The organism is Conexibacter sp. JCM 18997, from assembly GCF_055391915.1.
On the sequence record NZ_AP043885.1, the window covers coordinates 2,125,023 to 2,142,468 of the forward strand.

Here is a 17,446-nt window from a genome sequence, read left to right on the forward strand (position 1 = left end):
GCCAGGGCTGCTCACCGCGCTCGGCCGCGAATAGGCTGCCCGACGTGATGACCATCCTGAGGCGCGCGGCGATCCTGGCCATGGCCACCGTCGCGCTCGGCGCCGGGCTCACCGGCTCGGCCGCCGCGCAGAACGCCCCCGACGCGGACCAGCTCACCGTGCTGTTCGAGCTCAGCTACTCCAAGCAGCTGGCCACGTTCGTGCGGTCCGTCTCGGACCCGACGTCCAAGCGCTACCGCCGGTACCGCACGGTCGATCAGCTGGTCAAGGCCTTCGGACCCAAGCCGAAGGCCAAGGCGCAGACCAGGACGTGGGCCGCCCGCCACGGTCTGCGGGCGACGATCGACCCCAGCGGCGCGTTCGCGACCGTCACGGGAGATCCGGCCGCCGTGCGCGCCGCGCTGGCGCCGTCCGGAGCGGCCGCGGCCTCGGCGACGCCCGCCGTGCCGCGAGCGCTGCGCGGCATCGTCGCCTCCGCGACGTTCGCCCAGGACCGACCGTCCTTCCGGCGCCACGCCGCCACCGATCCGTCGGTCAACCAGTCGGCCGCCCCGCGCACCGGCTCGCCCGCGGGCTGCACCGCCGGCCAGAACGCCGTCCGCTTCCCCGGGCTGCCGGGCTGGACGCCCAACCAGTACCTGACCGCCTACGGACATGACGCGCTGCACGCGCGCGGCCTGCAGGGCCAGGGCGTGCGCATGGCGGTCATCGAGATCGACGGCTTCAACCCCAGCGACGTCGCCGCGTTCGCGCAGTGCTTCGGCATCACCCCGCCGCCGATCAAGACGGTTCCCGTGGCCATGGACCAGCCGCTGGCGCCCGGTCCGGAGACGACGCTGGACCTCGAGGTGCTGATCGCCGCCGCGCCCGCCCTGCAGTCGATCACGGTCTACGAGAACGATGATCCGCTGCTCTCGATCGCCGCGGCGATCGCCAACGCCAAGACGCGCCCGGACGTGATCTCGATCTCGCTGGGCGACTGCGAGAACGACATCGCCAGCAACCTGGTCACCGTGCGCGTGCTGGACACGCTGTTCGCGCTGGCCGCCGGCTCGGGCACCTCGACGCTGGCCTCCACCGCCGACAGCGGCTCGACGTCGTGCCTGAACGCCGACGGCGAGGTGCTGCCGGTGCTCACCCCGTCCTACCCGGCCACCTCGCCCTACGTGACCGCGGTCGGCGGGACGAACATCTCGCTGGATGCCGCCAACCAGCTGACCGGTGAATGGGTGTGGAACGGCTCGCCGCAGGACACCGGCGCGGGGACCGGCGGCCAGTCGCTGCTGTTCCCGTCACCGTGGTGGCAGAACACCGGGCTGCCCACGCCCAACCGGACCGTGCCCGACATCTCCGCACTGGCCGACAACCACCCCGGCTACGCGATCTACTGCACCAACCCGGGCTGCGCGACGTTCGTCCCCAACCCACCCTGGGGCGCGGTCGGCGGCACGTCGGCCGCGACCCCGCTGATGGCCGCCGGCGTCGCCCTGGCCAACCAGGCCGCCCGCGCCCACGGGCAGCCGACGCTCGGGCTGCTGAACCCGTTGATCTACCGCATCGCCCAGTCCAAGAACCGCGCGCAGGTGCTGTCCGACGTGACCGTCGGCACCAACGACGTCGGCACCGCCATCCAGCCGCCGATCTCCGCCGGCCAGCCGATCGGCTGCTGCAGCGCGACCCCGGGCTACGACCTGGCCAGCGGCTGGGGCTCGATGAACATCCCCCGCTTCAACGACGTGGCGCTGGGCTACGGACGGGCGACGACGGGCTCGGCCCGGTCAGCAGCGCTCGGATGAACCCGAGCTGCGAGCCGACCCACGGACCCATCTCGTCCGCGGCCTGCGGCATCGCCGTGGGGTCGCTGACGCGGCGCTGGGCCAGGCGCGCCGCGCGGCGCTCGCTCGACCCGCCCTGGTAGAGCGTGCACAGGACGGCCGCGTCGGCGCGGATGTCGACGCCGGCGATCGTCTCGTAGTTGGCGGCGTGGTAGGCCAGGATGCCGGCGACGTAGGTCAGCGCACCGTCGGGGCGGCGCAGGATGCGCAGGCGGCGGATCGGCCCTCCGGGCGCGAAGGGCACCAGGTCGGCCTTCTCGGCCCGCTCGGCGTCGCTCTCGCACCGCAGCTCGCAGGGATGGACCTTGCCCGGCCCCAGCCGCAGCCACCGGCGGCGGTAGGGGTTCTCCAGCGCGTCCCACAGGATCGCTCCGGCGATCGCCTCCGCGCAGACGCGGTGGTGTCCCGCCAGCGCGTGGACCTGGGCGCGGCGGCCGCCGATCAGCGCCAGCGCGTCGCGGCGTTGGCGCTCGAACCCGGCATGCGGGCGGGGCTCCTGAGGGTGGCGTCCCGTGGGTCGGGGGCGGCGAAGGCGACGCGGCATCTTCCACACGGTGCGCACAACGTAGAGCCCGCGGACCGACCGGCGCAGAACAGTCCAGCCAGGGGTCCGGGTACCCTCCCGTCCCGAATATCGATGACAAGGAGGCCGACATGGCCGCAGTGAGCAAGAACGACCTCATCAGCAAGGTCGCCCAGGAGTCGGGTCTGGACAACACGCAGACCAAGGCCGCGATCGAGAAGACCTTCGAGATCATCGCCGCGAGCCTCGCCGCCGGTGATGAGGTCAACCTGCCGGGCTTCGGCAAGTTCTCGACGGTCGAGCGCTCGGCCCGTCAGGGCAAGAACCCGTCGACCGGCGAGACGATTCAGATCGCCGCCTCGACCGCTCCGAAGTTCTCGGCCGCGTCCGCGCTGAAGGCTGCCGTCAAGGGCTAGCCCGTCCGTCTGTCCCCGGTCGGCCGGCCCGTCAGTGTGGTCGGCCGACGCCTCCCCGGGACCGTTCGCGGGCTCGCCGGTTTGCCAGGCGTCTGAGGGGGTAACGCCCGCCCACCCCAAGGAGAGGAGCGGGATGGCCGGCATCGAGCTGCTCGGCGCCGATGCGGGTCTGGCCGCCGCAGTGGGCCCGACCGAGCTCGCGTTTGCTCAGCGGAGCCTCATCGCCGTCGGCGTCCGCGCCCCGGCGGGACGCTGGCGCACCGCGCGGCTCGCCCCGGACCGCGAGACCTCCCTCGGGCTGCTGATCACCGAGGGGATCGCCCTGCGGACGATGACCTTGGACGGCCGCAAGACCGCCCAGCTGTTCGGTCCGGGAGACCTCGTTCGGCCCTGGAACGACGGCGACATCGCCGATCCGGCCGATCTGCGGATGAGCTGGACGGCGATGACGCCCGTCGTCGCGGGGCTGATCGACCGCCGCTTCCTCGCGCTCGCGGCGCGCTGGCCGGCCGTGCTCGTCGAGCTCGGGCAACGCCTCGGTCGTCAGGTCGACCGCGTCGCGCTGCAGGTCGCGATCGCGCGGATCCCGCGCATCGACGAGCGCCTGCTCTTGGCCTTCTGGCGGCTCGGGCAACGCTGGGGGCGCGTCACGCCGGACGGCGTCCTCCTCCCACTCAACCTCACGCATGACGTCGTCGCCTCGCTCGTCGGGGCGTCTCGACCACCGGCCTCCGCGGCGCTCGCGCAACTGGCCCGAGACGGCCTGCTCCGCCGGACCGACCGGGGCTGGTTGATCGACCTCCGCGTCGAGGCCAGGATCGCCGCCCCGCCCGCGGATGCCGTGTCGGTGGGCGCGTAGGCGGTCAGGCGTCGTCCGCGCGCAGCTCGATCGGCGCGAGCACGAAGACCTCGCAGATCATGTCCGGGTCCTGCTGGTTGCCGCTCATGAACCCGACGACGCCGCGACCGCTCGCTGACTCGACCACCTCGACGAAGCGATCGCGCATGACCTCCTGGAACTCCATGCGCTGCTGGATGACCGCTGCGGTGCGGCCGCCCTCCAGCAGCGTCCGCTCCACGCGCGTGAACCCGCCGCGCATGAGGCACACGACGAGGTCGTCGTGGTAGTACGTCCTGGCCTCCGTCGGGCCGACGCCGTAGTAGTGCTTCAGCAGCGCGACGATCCCCTCGGAGATCGCCGTGCGCACATCACCGTTGCGCGGCGTGGTGTTCGTGGGGTCCGTCGGCACGAAAACCACACGATCGCAGTCGCACGCGAGTAGAGTCAACCCGGCGTTCGCCGTCGGGTCTTACCTGCCGTCCTCTACCTCGCGTGCGAGTCCTACCGCCAGAGGACGGTTCAGAAAGGGCTGTTCGCCGTGGCGAACCCCACCGAAGAGCCGCTGCGCGGCGACCCGATGCTCGATGCCATCACGGCGGAGATGGTCGCGCTGCACGAGCGGTATCACGGCCGGCCCCCGGCCACCGCCCGCACCACGCTGATGGGCGACGACCTGCTCGTCTGTCTCCTGGGCGACGTCTACACCGACGTCGAGAAGACCATGATCGAGCTGCAGCGCGCCCAATCGGTGCACGAGACGCGCAGCGCGTTCCAGCAGGCGATGCGCCAACGGTTCATCGCCGTGGTCGAGCGCATCACCGGACGCCAGGTGGTCGGGTTCATCTCCACCCACCACGTCGGGCCCGACATGGAGATCGAGCTGTTCGTCCTCGCGCCCGGAGAATCTGAGGCCGGGACACCTTGAGTAAGCTGCGCCCGGAAGGGCAGTAGCGGTAGGACGCGGCTCCTTGTTGGGCCGCGTAGTCCCGCCTGACTTTCGGATCGATCTACCGCGTCCGGAGTCGCCCCATGTCCTCAGGCTCTGCCTCTCGCCAGACGCGTCAGCTGCCGCTGACGTTCGACGTCCAGACGACGCTGTCGGTCCCGCTCGCGCTGGTCGTGCCGACCGGTCAGCTCGATGCTCACGCCGTCCCGCAGTTGCGACGCGCCCTGCGCGAGCTCCCCGAGGACGTCTTGCTGGTGATCCTCGACCTGCGCGAGCTGTCCGCCTGTGACCCGAGCGGCGTCCGCGGGATCGACGACGCCAACGCCGAGGCGATGCTGGACGGGACACGTTTGGTCGTGGTCCCGGGGTCGGCCCAGGTCCGGCAGGCGTTCGACGCCGCCGGGATCGACGGGCACCTCGAGTTCGCCACCGATCCGCGCCAGGTCGCGGTGCCCTCCGCGATGTGGATCGTCAGCTTCCGCGGCGGGCTGTCCGAGCCCGGCTTCGACGCGCTCGCCGACGCCGGCGCCGAGCATCCCGGGCATCCGGCCGATGGGCTGAGCCACCGCGTCTGGATCGACGCCGACGATGCGGAGGATGCCGTCCGCCGTGTGTCGCGCGCGCTGGCCCAGCACGGAACCTTCACGGACTTCGCCGCCGTCACGGGGTGAGCCCGTCCGTCTGCGTCGGGATGCCCTCGGTGGCCCACAGGTCGGCGAGGTTGACGACGATCTCCTCCGGCGTGCTGCGCGCGAGCACGACGACGGCCGGCTCGTCGGCCGACGGATTCTCCTCGCGGTGGGGCACCCAGGCCGGCACGTAGACGAAGTCGCCGGGCGCCGCGTCGATCGAGGTCTCGACGTCGTCGACGAGGAACGTGAACCGAGGGTGCCCCGACACGACGTAGATGCCGCTGTCCGCCGGCCCGTGATGGTGATCGGCCGACGCCTCTCCGGGACCGACCACGTTCCCGCCCATCCACAGGTGCTGGGAGCCCGTGAGGGTGCCGGAGATCGCCGCGTACCGCCGCATGCCTTGCGTCTGCGGCGTGTCCGTGCTGCGCCTCGACTGAGGTGCCAGCACCAGCGGACGGCGCCAGAACGGGGTGGTGTCGTGCGAGCCCATCAGAAGAGGATGCGCGACCACAGGCCAGACGGCAACGTCGCCTAGGTCCGGATCAGGCCGTCGATGAACGTGAGCTTCTCGATGACCGGGGCCGACAGGACGAACGGGTAGAGGTCGTCGAGCCCCATCGAGCGGTTGACCGCGTTCAGCGCGATCGAGAGCGGCAGCCAGTCGGTCAACAGCGCCGCGAAGTTCGCCGGCGGGATGGCCAGCGTGACGCCGTAGGAGCGGGCGGTCTGCATCGCGTCCTGGATGTGCAGATACTGCGCGAAGGTCTCCGCCCAGTCCTCCCAGGGGTGCATGGTCGCGTAGGCGCTGACGAAGGAGTCGGCCCAGTCGGCCGGCGCGCCCTGGGCGTAGTGGCGCTCCATCGCCGCCCCGTAATCGGCGCGTTCGTCGCCGAACAGGGCGCGCATCCGCGCCGTGCTGGGCGAGCCGTCGGGCACCAGCACCGGCTGGAAGAAGTGACCGACCTCGTGGCGGAAGTGGCCGAGCACCGTGCGATAGGGCTCGTCCATCCGCTCGCGCTGCTCGATCCGGTGGGCGTCGTCGGACTCGGCCAGGTCCAGGGTGATGACCCCGTCCGCATGCCCGGTGGTGACGGGCTCGCGCGCGCTGGACAGCAGCTCGAACGACAGCCCGTCGACGGGCAGGTTCAGCTCGGCCAGCTCGAACAGCAGCCGCCGCTTGGCCGCCTCGGCCGAGGCCCAGCCCGCGCGGCCGTCGGGGTCGTCGTCCGCCGGGCGCACCCGCGTGAGCGCGCACGACGCGCACAGCTCGCCCTCGCGCTCAGCCAGCCAGTTGCACCCGATCAGGGCGGCGTTGGCACACCGGACGCCCGGCTGCACCATCGCGCGCTGCGCCGGCGCGTAGGCCAGCGCGGTCTGCGAGACCAGGCAGCGTGAGTTCTCGAAGTGCACCAACGCCCGGCACACGGGGCAGGAAAAGGCGATCATCGCTGGCTTGATCTAGCACCGATCGTGATCCGTAGGTTGAGAGCACCCGCCCCGACCAGCGCTCCGGATTCGAGCGTCGCGCGGTCGGTGCGGGTGCATCAGGCGTCTTCCCAGACGCCACGGTCTCAATCCGAGCTCAGGCCGTCGTGGCGCTGCGACGGCGTGCCGGCTTGGGCCTGCGCCGCTGGGCGGCGGGCACTTCGGCCATCGCCACGGCGCGTGTCAGCGGACCGATCTGGCGCTCCAGCAGCCGCTGCATCTTCTCCTCGTCGCGCCGGTAGGCGCGCGCCAGCTTGGCCGTGTCAGCGTCGCCCAGCTGCTCGGCGATCGACTCGATGACCGCGTAGTGGGCGATCTCCTCGGCCTCGTTCCAGTAGCAGTCGCGGACGTTGCGCAACTCGTTGTCGGCCTCGCTCGTCCCGCGCGCCGCCTGCAGCGGGCCCTTGGCCGCCGCGGCGGCGCGGTTGGCCACGTTGGCGACGCCGGCAGCGGCCTCGGTGACGAGACCCGGACCGGGAAGGTCAGGACCGTCGGTGGCCGTCGAGCCGAGCTCCTTGATGCGCTTCTTCAGCCCGCGCGACTGCGCCTTGGTCACCTTCAGATGGTCCTGCAGACCCTTCTTCAGCTGTGGCCGCGTGGCCAGCTTGATCTGTGCGGCCAGCGCCGTCTCCAGCTGCTTCTCCTTCCCGTACGCCTCGTTGAGGTACTTCGCGATGACCGCATCGCGCTCGGGAGTCAGCGACTTCGCCATGAACGTCCTTTGGTCGGGTCCGCGCCGACTACCCCACCTGTTGGTGCTCTGACCAGACCGACGGCAGACGGCCCGCGGCGATGTCGGCGATCGTCACCTGCTCGACCACGGTGCGCACGCTGGTCTGCAACGCCAGCCACACCTCGCGCAGCGCGACGGCGGGCTCCGCGTAGACCAGGTCCTCTGGCGCCTCGCCGCGCACGGTCAACAGCGGGCCCTCGACCGCGCGGATCACGTCCGCCAGCGCGATCGCCTCGGGCGGACGGGCGAGCCGGTAGCCGCCGTCGGACCCGCGGCGGCTGTCGACCAGCCCGGCCCGACGCAGGTCGTGCAGGATCGCCACGAGGAAGGTGGGCGACATCGCCTGCGGACCGGCGATCGCGCCCACCGGCACGAACACGCCCGCCGGCGCCAGCGCGAGCTCGAGCGTCGCCCGCAGAGCGATGTCAGCAGTGGCGGTGATGCGCATCGCGTCGATCCATCCTTAGTAAGCCTACTGTTTCAGTTGGCTTATGACGGGACGGACCGGCGCGCAGCGGCTACTTCAGGTCGCTGCGCAGGAAGCGCACCCAGCCGGGCACGATCACGATCAGACACCAGGCGATCACCCCGATGAGCGACACCGCCAGACCGTTCTTCGTCTCGCCGCGACCGGTGATGTTGCTGGCCAGATCCTGCGTGAGCTGACCGTAGGTGTAGTCCGTGGCGCCCGGGATGAAGCCGATGATCCCGTCGAACACGAGCACGAAGACCAGCGCGGCGGCGATGCCGCCGCCCAGAGAGCGGGCCAGCAACCCGAAGCCGAACCCGATCGCCGCGCTCGTGACCGCCTGCGGGGCGTGGCCGAAGACGGCGGCGGCCAGATCGCCCTTGTCGATGACGACCCCCGCGTGATTGGCGGCCAGGCGGACCAGACCGCCGGCCGCGGCCGCGATCGCCAGCCCGGTCACCGCACCGGCGGCCAGGGTCAGGATCAGCTTGTTGGCCAGCACGTGACCCCGCCGGGGCTCGGCGGTCAGCGTGCGCTGCAGGGTTCCCGAGTTGAAGTCCAGCGTCGACAGCCACACCCCGAAGACCATCGTCGCCAGCAGGCCGACGAGGCTGACCACCGTGTCGGGGATCGACACGTACGAGTCCGGCTTACTCGGCGCGGCCACCAGCAGCGCGCCGCCCAGGATCACCACGGCCGCCGCCACGACCAGGGCGGTCCAGCGCGGCAGCGGCAGGAACCGCACCTTGGCGATCTCGCCCCTCATCCCGACGCCTCCTGCTCGTCGCGATGCGTCAACTCCAGGAACGCCTCCTCCAAGGTCGCCCGGCGCACGTGCAGGCCGCTGAGGTAGATCCCCTGGTCGGCCAGCGCGCGGGTGATGACCGCCGGATCCGGCGGGGTGTCGGCCGTGACGATCGCGCCGTCCTGCACCGTGAGGCCACCCAGGCCCAGGCCGGCGACGACCCGCGACGCCGCGTCGACCTCGTCGGGCGAGACCCGGATCTCCACGCCGCCGCCCGACGCGGAGTTGATCACGTCCTCCAGCGATCCCTGCGCGACGAGCCGCCCGCCCTGCAGCACGACGACGTAGTCGCACGTCGCCTCGACCTCGGCCAGGCGGTGCGTGCACAGCAGCGTCGTCGCACCCCGCTGCGGCAGCGAGCGCACCAGGTCGCGCACCTCGACCGCGCCTTCGGGGTCCAGGCCGTTGGTCGGCTCGTCGAGCACGACGATCTCCGGATCGCCCACCAGCGCCATCGCGATCCCCACCCGCTGGCGCATCCCCAGCGAGAAGGCACCGGTGTGATCGTTGGCCCGGTCGGCCAGCCCGACCTGATGCAGCGTCTCGCGGATCTGCCCCTCGTCGAGCTTCAGCCCCATCGCCGCGACGCGGATCTGCATGTTCTGCATCGCCGTCGCGTTCTTGTACAGCGGCGGGGCCTCGATGATCGTGCCGACCTTGCGCGTCGCGTCCCGAAAGCCCGGTGAGCCCGCGTCCTCGCCGAGCACCCGCGCGTGTCCCTCGGTCGGATGCTGCAGGCCGAGCAGCACGCGCATCGCCGTCGACTTGCCGGCGCCGTTGGGTCCGAGCAGCCCCACGACCGTCCCGGCAGGCACCGCGAAGGACAGCCCGTTGAGGACCGTCCGCTTACCGAACCGCTTGACCAGCCCGTCGAACTCGATCGGATGTGGTTCTGCCCCCGCGCCGGCCACGGCGCCGAACGCTACGTGCGATCGGCCTTCCGGGCAACCCGCAGCGTCTGGGACCGGGTCGTCTCGGCGCGTTGGCCGTCCGTCGCCGTGGCGGTGAACGTCACCTGGACGCGCAGGTCACGGCCGGCGGCCCGCGCGGCGCGGACGCGGCGCAGCGCCGCGGGCGACAGCGACAGTCGCATGGTGGCGATCTCCCCCGGCTCGAGCCCGTCGCGGGTCACACCGGCGACGCGGACGAAGCCACCGCGCCAGCGCAGGACCGCGTCGACGCGGCCGCTCGCCGTCCGGGAGACCCCGACGCGCGCGGTGAGCACGCCGTCCGAGCGCAGCCGGCCCAGCTCGGCCAGCAGGCTCGCCCGCAGCGGCGCGGGCGTGGCGGCGGCCACCGGCGGCGCGGCCGGCGCCGCGTCGCCGCTGGTCATCGGGGCGACCGGCACCGGTGTGGTCGTGGTGGTCGTGCCGCCGCCCGACGGCACGGGCAGCGGCGTGGGCGCGAGGCTGGCCAGCGCGGCGTTGGCGTCGACCCGCCCGCCCGTGGCCGTCGCGGTGGTCAGGCTGGGCATCGCCACCGTGGTCGACAGCAGCGCGCGGCGCAGCTGCGCGGTGCTCAGGTCGGGGTCCTTGGCCAGCAGCAGCGCGGCCACGCCGGCGACGTGCGGCGAGGCCATCGACGTGCCGCTCAGGCGGTCGTAGGTGACGCTGTCGCCCGGGGCCAGGCAGTGCAGCGCGAAGCCGCTGACCTGGAGCGCGTCGGTCAGCGTCGGCGACGTCGGGCTGCCCAGGAGGCGCACGCGGAAGATCACGTTGGCCAGGCCGTCGGCTTTGGCCGATCCGACGCCCTCGATCGGATCGCCGTCGGTGCTGGCCCCCTGTGCGGCGATCAGCTGCCACGTCGCGCCGCCATCGACGGAGCGCTCGACCAGGGCCGCCGCGGCCTCCGGCGGCCAATCGGTCGCCCAGGTGATCTTCATCGTGCAGGCGCGCTGCCCGGTCAGGTCGACCGGCGGCACCTGCAGCCAGGAGTCGGTGCCGGCCTGCACGCCGGTGCTCCACACCTCGGCGCCGGCGTCGAAGGTCCAGTCGTCCAGCGTTCCGCCGTGCGTCCACGCACCGGTCACCGCGACCGGCTCGTCGGGGGCGTAGGTGGGCAGCGTGCTGAGGATCTGGTTCCCGGGCGCACCGAGATCGACGGACGTCGTGCTGGTGTTGGAGAAGTAGGAGAGCGCGCCGTCGTTGTCGATCGAGGCCACGCAGACGATGTTGGCCTCGGGCAGCGAGCACGGGTAGCTCGGCGTGCCGTCCAGGTTCGTGCTCTCGTTGCCCGCCGCGACGACGAACAGCGTGTTGGGCGCGAGCTCGATCGCGTCCTCCATCGCCCGCGAGTACTCGGGGAGGCCGAGCGACGCGTTGACGATCGGGAGGCCGCGCTGACCGGCGTAGGCGAACGCGCTGGCGATGCCGGCGCTCGTGCCCGACTTCGGGTCCAGCGCGCGCAGCGACACCAGGCCGACGGTCCAGTCCACGCCGGCGACGCCGATGCCGTTGTTGCCCACCGCCCCGATCGTGCCCGCCACGTGCGTGCCGTGGCCGTCGCTGTCGGCGTACGGATCGGCCGGGACGCCGTCGCCCTGGACGGTGAAGTCGCGCGACAGGTCCGTGCGCAGGTTGGCGTTGAGGTCGACGTGCTTGGCCACGCCCGAGTCGACGACGCCGACGAGCACGCGCGACGCGCCGGTGGTGATGTCCCAGGCGGGCAGCGCCCCGACATCGACGCCCGCGGTGCCGGCCTGCGACGCGGTGCCACCCGACAGGTCCTGGGGCAGCACCTGGCCGGTGTTGCGCAGGCCCCAGAGCAGGTTCATGCCCGGGTCGTTGGGCAGCGCGCTGGCCCGGACGACGTAGTTGGGCTCGGCCCACACGACGGCGTCGCTGGCCTGCAGCCGGGCGGCGGCCGCGCGCACGTCAGCGTCGGGATCCAGCGTCACCACGCGCGTGTCGGGGATCGCCAGGGCGCTCGAGCCCTCGGCGCCGACGCGATCCAGGGCCGCGGCCCGGGCGCCCGGGGCCGGTGCGTCGGCGAACTTCACGACGACCTGGCCGGGGACGATCTCGGCCAGGGCGCTCGCCGCGGGGACGAGCAGCAGCAACGACAGGGCGAGCGTCAGTGCTCGCAGCAAGGCGGACGGGGACACGCGAGTTCCTTCTCGTGGTGGCGACGACGGGCGGCAGGGTATCGACTCGCCGCCTGCTTTCCGGCACATCGGCCGCCGGGGGCTCAGACGTGGGCGCCCAGGAAGGCGAGCAGCTCGGTCCAGCAGGCGCGCATCGCCGCGGCGAAGGCGCCCGGGTCGCCGCCGAAGACCAGATCGCCCGAGCGCAGGACGGTCGTGGGCAGGCCGGGCGGGCGCAGGCTGACGTGGCCCGTGTCGTCGAAGACGACCAGCCGGTCGCCGTCGCGTTCGCCCCGGCGCGCCTGCATCGCCCGGGCCATCGGCGCGGCGGGCCACACCTCGTCGTCGGCTCCGGCGAACAGCAGCAGCGGCGCGGCGCAGCGCTCGACGGCCAGGGCGGCCCGCTCGGCCTCGGGCGACGCCAGACCCGCGCTGTAGGCGGCCAGGGTATGCAGCTCAGGCGTGCGCCCGACCAGCCGCCGCAGCGGGTTCTCGACCAGCATCTGCGCGAGCAGCTTGGTCCCCACCACGGGCGCCCAGGGAACGTCGCGCCCGGCCTGGGTGAAGCGCGACTCCTCGGGTGGGCGACCGTCGACGAGCGCCTGCCAGGCGACGCTGCTGCCGGCCACGGACACGGCGGCCGCCGGAGCGATCTGCGGGAGCGTGGCGATCAGCACCATCGCCGCCTCACCGCCGGCCGAGGTGCCCAGCACCGCGACGCGCGCGGGGTCGATGCGCGGGTCGGCGCGCAGGTGAGACATGCCGCGGGCCAGCGACTCGACCGGCACCCGGCGGATGTCGGGCGGCGTGTCCCCCGCGCCGAACCAGCCGATGACCAGCGTCGCGTAGCCATGGGAGGCCAGCAGCGCGCCCGACGGCTCGAACCCGGCGATGCCGCCGCCCGACCCGTGGTACATGGCGACCGCCGGATGCGGTCCCGGTCCGGCGGGCAGGAACAGCGTCGCCACCAGCCCGTCGGTGTCGACCGTCTCGCGCGTGACGCCCTCGGCGGCGAAGCGCCGCGTCAGCGTCGCCGTCGCGTCGCCGGCGCGCAACGCGACGTCGAACCCCGTCCAGTGCACGGCGAACGCGCTGGTCTGGTCGTCGCCCTGCGGGGCCAGGTTCCACAGCAGCCCGAACGGGTCGCCGCCGAAGTCCGCGCGGCCGGCGGCGTCGGCCTGGGCCGCCGTCTGCGACCGCCAGGTGCGGCCCTTGGCGTCCTGCACCGAGGCCACGAGCTCGACGCCGGCCTCCGGCTGCGCATCGCGGACGGTGACCTGCGGGGGGACGTCGCTGAGCGCGTCGGGCGAGCCGACCTCGATGATCATCGAGGGCGGACTACATCAGCTCGTCGCTGTGCACCGTCGCCGCCCACAGGATGAGCGCGTTGACGCCCATCAGGATGGCCGACCACACCGGGAAGGCGCCGATCGCCATGAAGTTCGTCAGCAGCCCGACGAAGCCGAGGCTGGCCGCGATCACGACGCCCCCGACGCGGCGCATCGACACCAGGACCGCGCCGACCAGCTGCGCGGCGCCGACGATCACCGCCACCCAGGCCCAGGTCGTCAGCGTGGACAGGACCAGATCCTCGGGGTGGAAGTTGCGCTTCTCGGCGAACGCCGCGATCCCCCAGATCAGGTTCAGCGCCCCCGCGATCCCCAGGTAGGTCGCGACGAACAGGGCCCATCCACTGGTCTTCGATCCGCTCTTCGGCGCTACGCCCATCGGTGCGTCCTTTCGCTGACGGTCTGTCACCGCGGATTCTGTCATGGGAGGCTATGGCCATGAACGACGTCATCCTCGCGCTGCTGGCGATCCTCGCCGGCGCCGGCTTCTGCTTCTACGGCTTCCTGGCCTTCCGGCTGATCATCCCGCTGTGGGGCGCGTTCATCGGCTTCGCGGTCGGCGCGGGGCTGGTCGCCGGACTGGCCAACGACGGCTTCCTGGCCACCGCCACCGGCTGGATCGTCGGCCTGGTCGGCGCGCTGGCCTTCGGCCTGGTCGCCTATCTGTTCTACGAGGCCGCCGTCGTCATCGCGATGGCCTCGATCGGCTTCTCGCTGGGCGCCACGCTGATGGTCGCCCTCGACGTCAAGTGGACCTGGGTGGTGATCCTGGTCGGCGTGGCCGTCGGCGCCATGCTGGCCTTCGTGGCGATCGTCACCGACCTCCCCACCGTGCTGCTGATCGTGCTCAGCGCGCTCGGGGGCGCCAGCGCGATCACCACCGGGATCATGCTGCTGACCGGCGCGCTGGACAGCAGCGACCTGACCACCGACGACGTCGTGGCCCGGGCCGACAACGACTGGTGGTGGTACGCGATCTACGGCTTCCTGGCCCTGGCCGGGGTGATCATCCAGGCGCGGGGCGCCGACCGTCTGCGCGGGACGATGCGCGAGGCGTGGTCGGCGGAGGCGCCCGTGGCCTGACGCCGGTCAGGCCGCGAGGGCGAGCGGTGCCGGCTCGACCGGCATGCGCCCGCGCAGTCGATCCAGCGCCAGCCGCATGCGGCCCTTGACCGTGCCCAGCGGCAGGCCGAGGCGCGTGGCGATCTCGCGGTGCGACAGACCTTCGAAGTAGGCGAGCTCGAGCACCTCGCGCTGCGCCGGGACGAGCCCGTCGAGCAGGCCGCGGACGCTCGCGGCGTCGATGCTGGCCAGCACGTGATCCTCGACGCAGTCCGCCGACGCGATCCGCAGGACGTCCGCCGAGCCGTCCTCGCTGACCCAGCGGTCGTGGCGCCCGTGGGCGCGCAGCTGGTCGAACGCCCGCATCCGCGCGATGCCCAGCAGCCACGGAGCGACGTCGCCGCGCCCCGCATCGAAGTCCGTCCGGCAGCGCCACACCGACACGAAGGTCTCCTGCACCGCGGCCTCGGCGTGGCGATGACCGCAGACGCGGCGCGTGAGCGCGTAGACCCGCCGCTCGTAGCGGCCGTAGAGCGTCGCGAACGCCCCGGATGTTCCGACCCGCAACAGCTCGGCGTCCGACCAATCGCCGACGGACTTCGTGACTCGACCACAGGTGTTCATGTGCCGTCCCTGATACCCGTTGCGCGTGCATCCAGGTCAGGCCGGTTTGGGGCCGACCGATCTTGGAGAGACGGCGCGCAGGGAGGGGTCCGCGTACCCGCGCGCGGGTCGGCAACATGGCGCGCAGACGTCCGGGCGCGCGCCGGCGCGGACCCTCAGGTGCCGCAGTACGTGCGGTAGCCGGCGGCCACGGCCACCGGCGCCGGCTGCGCGTAGGCCTCCAGGCCGGGACGCTCGTCGAACGGGCGCGTCAGCGCGTCCATGAGGCGGTCCAGCGGCTGCAGGTCGCCGGCGGTCGCGGCGGCCAGCGCCTCCTCCACGCGGTGGTTGCGCGGGATGTAGATCGGGTTGACGCGGTCCAGCGCGTCGGCGTCGGGCGCGTCCGCGCCGCGACGGGTCTCCCAGCGGGCCAGCCACGCGTCCAGCTCGTGGGGATCGGCGAACAGCGCCCGCAGCGGCCCGCCGTCCCCGCGCGCCACGTGGGCCAGCGCTCGGAAGAACGCGGTGTAGTCGACGGCCTGCTGGTGCAGCAGGGCCAGCAGGTCGGCGACGAGCGCGGCGTCGCGCGGCTGCTCGCCGGTCAGGCCGAGCTTGTCCCGCATGCCGGCCAGCCAGTGCGCCTGGAAGGCCGGTTCGAAGGCCCGCAGCGCGTCGGTGGCCGCGGCGATGGCGGCCTCCTCGTCGGCGTCGATGAGCGGCAGCAGCGCCTCCGCGAAGCGGGCCAGGTTCCACTGGGCGGCGGCGGGCTGGTTGGCGAACGCGTAGCGGCCGCCCTCGTCGATCGAGCTGAACACCGTCGCCGGGTCGTAGGCGTCCATGAACGCGCAGGGGCCGTAGTCGATCGTCTCGCCCGAGATCGCCATGTTGTCGGTGTTCATCACGCCGTGGATGAACCCGACGAGCATCCACGCGGCGATCAGCCGGGCCTGGCGCTCGATCACGGCGCTCAGCAGCGCCAGCGGCGGGTTGTCGGCCCCGGCGGCGGCCGGGTCGTGGCGGGCGATCGTGTAGTCGACCAACCGCTGCAGCAACGCGCGGTCACCCCCGGCCGAGACGTACTGGAACGTGCCCACGCGCAGGTGGCTGGCGGCGATGCGGGCCAGCACCGCGCCGGGCTGCAGCGTCCCCCGCGCGACGCCCTCGCCGGTGGCCACGACGGCCAGCGCCCGCGTCGTCGGGATGCCCAGCGCGTGCATCGCCTCGCTGACCACCAGCTCGCGCAGCATCGGGCCGAGCACGGCCTTGCCGTCGCCGCCCCGCGCGAACGGCGTCCGCCCCGATCCCTTCAGGTGCAGGTCGCGCCGCCGCCCCTGCGCATCGATCAGCTCGCCGACGAGCAGCGCGCGGCCGTCGCCCAGCCGCGGTGAGTAGCCGCCGAACTGGTGACCGGCGTAGGCCTGCGCGACCGGCGCCGCGCCCGCCGGCGTCGCGTTGCCGACCAGCACGGCCACGCCCTCCGGCGTGGCCAGCGCCGCGGGGTCCAGCCCGAGCTCCGCGGCCAGCACCTCGTTGAGCACCACGAGCATCGGCGCGGGCGCGGGCGCCGCCTGCCAGGCCACGGCCAGCTCGCCCAGCTCGCGGGCGAACGAGTCGTCGAGGTCCAGCAGCGCGTCGGCCACGGTGCTCATGTGTCCAGCGTAGGCGTGGTTCGGGCTTGGCGATCGCCGGAAAGCGGTAATGGACGTCTCATGGAGACTTCCGCACCACCTGTCCTCCGTCTGCGAGGCGAGATCGACATCCAGGCCACACGCGATCTTGCCGAGCCGCTGAGCGTGCTCGTGGGCGGCGTCGATCCGGCGGTCGTGATCGACCTGAGCGGCGTGACCTTCATGGACAGCACGGGGCTCGGCGCCGTGGTGCGGACCCATCAGCGCCTGCGCCGGCAGTCGCGCTCGCTGGTCCTCATCTGCCCGCAGGGCGCGGTGCTGCGGCTGCTCGAGGTGAGCGGTCTGCTGGGCGAGCTGGTGGTGGCGCCGGACGAGCCCGCGGCGCTGGCCCTCGCGCGCGAGGGCGAGGCCTAGCTTCCCGAGACCGCGCGCCAGGCCTCGACGATCGTCGCCGTGGCGACGTCGGGCGTGACGCGGTGGTCGTGGCCGAAGCAGTCCAGCAGGTAGCCGACGTTCATGAGCGTCAGCGCGCGAGCGGTCTGCTCGGGGTCTGACACGGGCGCGCCCACGCGCTCCAGGTAGCGGGCGGTCAGCGCGGCGAAGCGGTCCAGCGCGCCGCGGTAGAGCTGCTCGACCTCGACGTCGAAGGACGACGCCTCGGCCACGGCGCGGATCAACGGTCCGTGCTGGGCGAACAGCTCGACGGCGGGCGCGATCGCCTCGCTCAGGCGATCGGCGTCCAGGTCGCCGTCGACCAGGCCCTCGTGCAACGCGTACAGGTCGTCGAACGACGGCCGCGCGACGCTGGCGACCAGGCCGAAGAGGTCGTCGAAGTGGCGGTAGAAGAGCGTGCGCGTGAGGCCCGCGGCCTCCATCACCTCCTCCACGCTCACCTCGCGGAACGGCCGCCGGCGCAGCTCCTCCTCGGCCGCCGAGATGATGCGCGCACGCGTTTCTCCACGCTGCTGCCGTTGGGCGGTTCTGCGCGTCGCGCCGGCCATCGCCGAGACACTATCCCACGCTGTTGACGCGGT

At 72.8% G+C, this 17,446-nt stretch carries 21 protein-coding genes; 7 read left to right on the forward strand and 14 right to left on the reverse strand.

Features of this window, described 5'->3' with window-relative positions; translation table 11 throughout:
• Positions 1–47: 47 nt before the first annotated feature.
• A complete protein-coding gene (locus ACZ5UI_RS10990) occupies positions 48–1,796 on the forward strand; it encodes a S53 family peptidase (protein ID WP_464197175.1) in 1,749 nt (582 codons plus the stop codon).
• Here ACZ5UI_RS10990 and ACZ5UI_RS10995 read toward each other — a convergent pair.
• Positions 1,729–2,379 carry a DUF1402 family protein gene (locus ACZ5UI_RS10995; protein ID WP_464197177.1) on the reverse strand — a complete coding sequence of 217 codons (651 nt, stop codon included), beginning with the start codon at positions 2,377–2,379 and terminating at the stop codon, positions 1,729–1,731. The genes ACZ5UI_RS10990 and ACZ5UI_RS10995 overlap by 68 nt on opposite strands.
• Before the next feature lie 110 nt (positions 2,380–2,489).
• On the opposite strand from ACZ5UI_RS10995, the gene ACZ5UI_RS11000 reads away from it, so the two are divergent.
• Entirely contained in the window at positions 2,490–2,774 is a 285-nt protein-coding gene (locus tag ACZ5UI_RS11000; RefSeq protein WP_464197179.1) for an HU family DNA-binding protein, read from the forward strand.
• A gap of 133 nt (positions 2,775–2,907) precedes the next feature.
• On the forward strand, positions 2,908–3,633 hold the full coding sequence (locus tag ACZ5UI_RS11005) for a Crp/Fnr family transcriptional regulator (protein WP_464197181.1): 726 nt from the start codon (positions 2,908–2,910) through the stop codon (positions 3,631–3,633).
• A 4-nt stretch (positions 3,634–3,637) separates the two neighbouring features.
• On the opposite strand, the gene ACZ5UI_RS11010 is transcribed toward ACZ5UI_RS11005, so the two are convergent.
• Entirely contained in the window at positions 3,638–4,024 is a 387-nt protein-coding gene (locus tag ACZ5UI_RS11010) for a Na-translocating system protein MpsC family protein (RefSeq protein WP_464197183.1), read from the reverse strand.
• A gap of 129 nt (positions 4,025–4,153) precedes the next feature.
• On the opposite strand from ACZ5UI_RS11010, the gene ACZ5UI_RS11015 reads away from it, so the two are divergent.
• A complete protein-coding gene (locus tag ACZ5UI_RS11015) occupies positions 4,154–4,540 on the forward strand; it encodes a Na-translocating system protein MpsC family protein (protein WP_464197185.1) in 387 nt (128 codons plus the stop codon).
• A gap of 104 nt (positions 4,541–4,644) precedes the next feature.
• Positions 4,645–5,232, forward strand: coding sequence for an STAS domain-containing protein (locus ACZ5UI_RS11020; RefSeq protein ID WP_464197187.1), 588 nt, complete (start codon positions 4,645–4,647; stop codon positions 5,230–5,232).
• On the opposite strand, the gene ACZ5UI_RS11025 is transcribed toward ACZ5UI_RS11020, so the two are convergent.
• The 9 genes from ACZ5UI_RS11025 to ACZ5UI_RS11065 all read right to left on the reverse strand — a co-directional run bounded on the left by ACZ5UI_RS11025 (position 5,222) and on the right by ACZ5UI_RS11065 (position 13,498).
• Positions 5,222–5,593, reverse strand: a complete 372-nt coding sequence (locus ACZ5UI_RS11025) for a cupin domain-containing protein (RefSeq protein WP_464197189.1) — start codon at positions 5,591–5,593, stop codon at positions 5,222–5,224. The two genes, ACZ5UI_RS11020 and ACZ5UI_RS11025, sit on opposite strands and share 11 nt — an antisense overlap.
• Positions 5,594–5,727: 134 nt before the next feature.
• Positions 5,728–6,642 (reverse strand): zinc-binding metallopeptidase family protein, encoded by a 915-nt coding sequence (locus ACZ5UI_RS11030; protein ID WP_464197191.1) that lies wholly within the window; start codon positions 6,640–6,642, stop codon positions 5,728–5,730.
• Positions 6,643–6,778: 136 nt separating this feature from the next.
• Positions 6,779–7,393, reverse strand: a complete 615-nt coding sequence (locus ACZ5UI_RS11035; protein ID WP_464197193.1) for a DUF892 family protein — start codon at positions 7,391–7,393, stop codon at positions 6,779–6,781.
• Between the two features lie 28 nt (positions 7,394–7,421).
• Positions 7,422–7,862 carry an RrF2 family transcriptional regulator gene (locus ACZ5UI_RS11040; RefSeq protein WP_464197195.1) on the reverse strand — a complete coding sequence of 147 codons (441 nt, stop codon included), beginning with the start codon at positions 7,860–7,862 and terminating at the stop codon, positions 7,422–7,424.
• Positions 7,863–7,932: 70 nt separating this feature from the next.
• Positions 7,933–8,649, reverse strand: a complete 717-nt coding sequence (locus tag ACZ5UI_RS11045; RefSeq protein ID WP_464197197.1) for a hypothetical protein — start codon at positions 8,647–8,649, stop codon at positions 7,933–7,935.
• On the reverse strand, positions 8,646–9,599 hold the full coding sequence (locus ACZ5UI_RS11050; protein WP_464197199.1) for an ABC transporter ATP-binding protein: 954 nt from the start codon (positions 9,597–9,599) through the stop codon (positions 8,646–8,648). The genes ACZ5UI_RS11045 and ACZ5UI_RS11050 overlap by 4 nt, the downstream gene beginning before the upstream one ends.
• A gap of 11 nt (positions 9,600–9,610) precedes the next feature.
• Entirely contained in the window at positions 9,611–11,791 is a 2,181-nt protein-coding gene (locus ACZ5UI_RS11055; RefSeq protein ID WP_464197201.1) for a S8 family serine peptidase, read from the reverse strand.
• Between the two features lie 83 nt (positions 11,792–11,874).
• Positions 11,875–13,098, reverse strand: coding sequence for an acyl-CoA thioesterase/bile acid-CoA:amino acid N-acyltransferase family protein (locus ACZ5UI_RS11060; RefSeq protein ID WP_464197203.1), 1,224 nt, complete (start codon positions 13,096–13,098; stop codon positions 11,875–11,877).
• Positions 13,099–13,108: 10 nt separating this feature from the next.
• The gene (locus ACZ5UI_RS11065) at positions 13,109–13,498 is read right to left on the reverse strand and encodes a DUF7144 family membrane protein (RefSeq protein ID WP_464197205.1); all 390 of its coding nucleotides are present in this window, start codon (positions 13,496–13,498) and stop codon (positions 13,109–13,111) included.
• 59 nt (positions 13,499–13,557) lie between these two features.
• On the opposite strand from ACZ5UI_RS11065, the gene ACZ5UI_RS11070 reads away from it, so the two are divergent.
• Positions 13,558–14,202, forward strand: a complete 645-nt coding sequence (locus ACZ5UI_RS11070; protein WP_464197207.1) for a TM7S3/TM198-like domain-containing protein — start codon at positions 13,558–13,560, stop codon at positions 14,200–14,202.
• 6 nt (positions 14,203–14,208) lie between these two features.
• On the opposite strand, the gene ACZ5UI_RS11075 is transcribed toward ACZ5UI_RS11070, so the two are convergent.
• The gene (locus ACZ5UI_RS11075; RefSeq protein WP_464197209.1) at positions 14,209–14,748 is read right to left on the reverse strand and encodes an RNA polymerase sigma factor; all 540 of its coding nucleotides are present in this window, start codon (positions 14,746–14,748) and stop codon (positions 14,209–14,211) included.
• 212 nt (positions 14,749–14,960) lie between these two features.
• Positions 14,961–16,433, reverse strand: coding sequence for a protein adenylyltransferase SelO (locus ACZ5UI_RS11080; protein ID WP_464197211.1), 1,473 nt, complete (start codon positions 16,431–16,433; stop codon positions 14,961–14,963).
• A 60-nt stretch (positions 16,434–16,493) separates the two neighbouring features.
• On the opposite strand from ACZ5UI_RS11080, the gene ACZ5UI_RS11085 reads away from it, so the two are divergent.
• Positions 16,494–16,826: an STAS domain-containing protein gene (locus ACZ5UI_RS11085; protein ID WP_464197213.1), complete on the forward strand. Its 333-nt coding sequence runs from the start codon at positions 16,494–16,496 to the stop codon at positions 16,824–16,826.
• Here the strand turns inward: ACZ5UI_RS11085 and ACZ5UI_RS11090 are convergent.
• Complete coding sequence (locus ACZ5UI_RS11090) at positions 16,823–17,413, reverse strand: TetR/AcrR family transcriptional regulator (protein WP_464197215.1); 591 nt, start codon at positions 17,411–17,413, stop codon at positions 16,823–16,825. The genes ACZ5UI_RS11085 and ACZ5UI_RS11090 overlap by 4 nt on opposite strands.
• Between the last annotated feature and the right edge of the window lie 33 nt (positions 17,414–17,446).

Coding starts and splice junctions, on each gene's coding strand:
- ACZ5UI_RS10990 (WP_464197175.1), top strand. CDS start 48: ATGACCATCCTGAGGCGCGCGGCGATCCTGGCCATGGCCACCGTCGCG.
- ACZ5UI_RS10995 (WP_464197177.1), bottom strand. CDS start 2,379: ATGCCGCGTCGCCTTCGCCGCCCCCGACCCACGGGACGCCACCCTCAG.
- ACZ5UI_RS11000 (WP_464197179.1), top strand. CDS start 2,490: ATGGCCGCAGTGAGCAAGAACGACCTCATCAGCAAGGTCGCCCAGGAG.
- ACZ5UI_RS11005 (WP_464197181.1), top strand. CDS start 2,908: ATGGCCGGCATCGAGCTGCTCGGCGCCGATGCGGGTCTGGCCGCCGCA.
- ACZ5UI_RS11020 (WP_464197187.1), top strand. CDS start 4,645: ATGTCCTCAGGCTCTGCCTCTCGCCAGACGCGTCAGCTGCCGCTGACG.
- ACZ5UI_RS11025 (WP_464197189.1), bottom strand. CDS start 5,593: ATGCGGCGGTACGCGGCGATCTCCGGCACCCTCACGGGCTCCCAGCAC.
- ACZ5UI_RS11030 (WP_464197191.1), bottom strand. CDS start 6,642: ATGATCGCCTTTTCCTGCCCCGTGTGCCGGGCGTTGGTGCACTTCGAG.
- ACZ5UI_RS11035 (WP_464197193.1), bottom strand. CDS start 7,393: ATGGCGAAGTCGCTGACTCCCGAGCGCGATGCGGTCATCGCGAAGTAC.
- ACZ5UI_RS11040 (WP_464197195.1), bottom strand. CDS start 7,862: ATGCGCATCACCGCCACTGCTGACATCGCTCTGCGGGCGACGCTCGAG.
- ACZ5UI_RS11045 (WP_464197197.1), bottom strand. CDS start 8,649: ATGAGGGGCGAGATCGCCAAGGTGCGGTTCCTGCCGCTGCCGCGCTGG.
- ACZ5UI_RS11060 (WP_464197203.1), bottom strand. CDS start 13,098: ATGATCATCGAGGTCGGCTCGCCCGACGCGCTCAGCGACGTCCCCCCG.
- ACZ5UI_RS11065 (WP_464197205.1), bottom strand. CDS start 13,498: ATGGGCGTAGCGCCGAAGAGCGGATCGAAGACCAGTGGATGGGCCCTG.
- ACZ5UI_RS11070 (WP_464197207.1), top strand. CDS start 13,558: ATGAACGACGTCATCCTCGCGCTGCTGGCGATCCTCGCCGGCGCCGGC.
- ACZ5UI_RS11080 (WP_464197211.1), bottom strand. CDS start 16,433: ATGAGCACCGTGGCCGACGCGCTGCTGGACCTCGACGACTCGTTCGCC.
- ACZ5UI_RS11085 (WP_464197213.1), top strand. CDS start 16,494: ATGGAGACTTCCGCACCACCTGTCCTCCGTCTGCGAGGCGAGATCGAC.
- ACZ5UI_RS11090 (WP_464197215.1), bottom strand. CDS start 17,413: ATGGCCGGCGCGACGCGCAGAACCGCCCAACGGCAGCAGCGTGGAGAA.